The 2301-nt window shown below is 63.5% G+C and carries 3 protein-coding genes and 1 pseudogene; 1 reads left to right on the top strand and 3 read right to left on the bottom strand.

Going from position 1 to position 2301, the window contains the following annotated elements; translation table 11 throughout:
- Positions 1–494 (top strand): annotated as a pseudogene (locus WB528_RS24010) (hypothetical protein); the annotation flags it as partial.
- A 32-nt stretch (positions 495–526) separates the two neighbouring features.
- On the opposite strand, the gene WB528_RS24015 reads toward WB528_RS24010, so the two are convergent.
- The 3 genes from WB528_RS24015 to WB528_RS24025 form a co-directional block, all read right to left on the bottom strand.
- Complete coding sequence (locus WB528_RS24015) at positions 527–829, bottom strand: EthD family reductase (protein ID WP_423891387.1); 303 nt, start codon at positions 827–829, stop codon at positions 527–529.
- 102 nt (positions 830–931) lie between these two features.
- Positions 932–1921, bottom strand: a complete 990-nt coding sequence (locus WB528_RS24020) for a threonine/serine dehydratase (protein WP_423891388.1) — start codon at positions 1919–1921, stop codon at positions 932–934.
- Positions 1922–1978: 57 nt separating this feature from the next.
- Positions 1979–2301, bottom strand: a 323-nt coding sequence (locus WB528_RS24025; RefSeq protein WP_423891390.1) for a glycosyltransferase, incomplete at its 5' end; no start/stop codon positions are given.

Raw genomic sequence — 2301 nt, forward strand, 5'->3', positions numbered from 1 at the left:
CGGATGAGGCTCCCGGGGTGGAAGTGGCTGCGAGCGAGCCGGCCGACGCCTTCGATGCCAATGATGAAGCCATGCTGGACATGGTGGCAATGGAGATGGCCGCGCCTGATAGCGACGCGGCCTACGACCCCATGGAGGACACCGAGTCCGACGAGACACAAGTCAACGAGGCCCAACTTCACGGGGCTCAGGTCCACGCAGATCAGATCGACACGCCCAAAGCCGGACAGAGTCAGGGGAGAACTGCGTCCTGGGAGATTGACGTCACCTTTGGATCAGAAACCGATGGTGGGACAGAACGCGCTGTCGCCAGTGCGCCGCCCGCCGTGACGCCGCTTCAGCCCGTACCCAAATCGGAGCTCGAACCGACGCCTTCGCTCGGTTCGAGCCTGCTCGCCAACGGCATCGTGTCACGGCCACGGAGTTCGCGGTCCGATCCGCTGGCCCCGATCCGTCGCATGAGCCAGAACGAGAAGATCGCGTTCTTTTCCTGATCCGGAGACTCCAGCGGGTTGCCACCCGCCGGTCACTTCAGCGGAAAATGCGCCATGGTGACGCCGCCGGAGGCATAATTGGGCACGTCACCTGCGACCGCCTGGCCTTCCTTCGATCCGAGCCCGCTCATCAATGCCGCCTCGCTCTCGAAGTCGGCCTCGAAGACGCAGAAATACGGCGCCTTGCCAGGACCGAGCGCCTTCACGTCGAACGAATAGCGGGCGTTCTTGATGCCGGGGATTTTGTTCGCCAGCGGCACATGCGTCTCGACGTAGTACTTCTTGAAATGCGAGGGATCCTTGGGTTCGTTATAAAGAACGAGCATCCTGTGCATGGCATATCTCCCGATTTTTGTTTCTGACTCGTCTCTTTGTTTCCAAGGCGAGTGTCGGAACAATGGCAGATTGACCGGATTTCCGGAAGTCCGCGCCAGCCTTCAGCCAATCAGCCGAGCGTACAGGTCCGAATCCACATTGCCGCCGGACAGCACGATCACGACATTCTTGCCGCGCGCCTCGATATGGCCGGCGAGCAAGGCGGCCAGGCCAACCACGCCGCCGGGCTCAACCACGAGCTTGAGTTCGCGGAACGCAAAGGCGATGGCCTCGCCCACTTCTGCTTCCGATGCGGTGACGCCCTTGCTGAGCAGCCTGCCATTGATGGCAAAGGTGATCTCGCCGGGGATAGCCGCCATCAGCGCATCGCAAATACTGCGGCCTGCGGCGTGGTGGGCCTCGCGCTTGCCGGCGCGCAGCGAGCGGGCGTGGTCGTCGAAGTTTTCCGGCTCGGCCGACATGATCATGGCTTGCGGAAAGCGCGCTTTCACCGCGGTCGCAACGCCTGCGATCAGGCCGCCGCCGGAAACCGGCGCCACCACGATATCGGGGACGATGCCGAGCGCTGCCAGGTCTTCGCAGATTTCGCGGCCCACGGTGCCCTGCCCCGCGATCACCTTCGGATCGTCGTAGGGCGGCACCAGCGTAGCCCCACGCTTGCCTGCGATCTCCCGCGCAATCGCCTCGCGGTCCTCGCGGTCGCGATCGTAAAGCACGACCTCGGCGCCATAGGATTTGGTGCGCTCGCGCTTCAACAGCGGTGAGTCTGCCGGCATCACGATGGTGGCGGGCATGTTGAGAATTTTCGCGGCCGCCGCGACGCCTTGCGCGTGATTGCCGGATGAAAACGCCACCACGCCGCCCTTGCGGGCGCTTTCCGGAATCGACGACAGCTTGTTGAAAGCGCCGCGAAACTTGAACGAGCCGGTGCGTTGCAGGATTTCCGGCTTGAGGAACACTCTTGCGCCGACGCGATCGCAAAGAACCGGCGGACAAAGTAACGGCGTTCGGACGGCAAAGGCCGCAATGGCTTTGGCCGCGGCGTCGATATCCGCGGAACTCACGGGCAGATGAGACAGAGGTTCGTTCATAGGGTACAGTTTAGCGCCTCCGCAGAAAGCGCGGCAATGTCAAATCCACTCCGCTAGCTATGCAACGAAGCGCGGCTGCTCCGACAGCCGCGGCGAAAGCTCGGATTGCGCTCCCAAACGGACATCGGCCATGTGCTCGATGAAGGCGCGGGCCGAAGCCGCCCAGGTATGGCGGGCGGCAAATTCAAGGCATTCCTGCCGGGGGACCCGCAAAGCCGCGCGGCACGCCGCCGCCAGATCTTCGTTCAATGCGCCGACCGGAGCTGAGCCGATGACGTCGCGCGGCCCGGAAACCGGAAAGGCAGCGACCGGCGTACCGCTTGCGAGCGCTTCCAGCAGCACGAGGCCGAACGTGTCGGTCCTGCTCGGGAACACGAAGA

Origin of the sequence: Bradyrhizobium sp., from assembly GCF_049586575.1 — a bacterium.
Classification (GTDB): domain Bacteria; phylum Pseudomonadota; class Alphaproteobacteria; order Rhizobiales; family Xanthobacteraceae; genus Bradyrhizobium.

What these genes read in the sequence shown, in the direction of transcription:
- WB528_RS24015 (WP_423891387.1), bottom strand. Translation starts at nt 829, where the DNA reads ATGCACAGGATGCTCGTTCTTTATAACGAACCCAAGGATCCCTCGCAT.
- WB528_RS24020 (WP_423891388.1), bottom strand. Translation starts at nt 1,921, where the DNA reads ATGAACGAACCTCTGTCTCATCTGCCCGTGAGTTCCGCGGATATCGAC.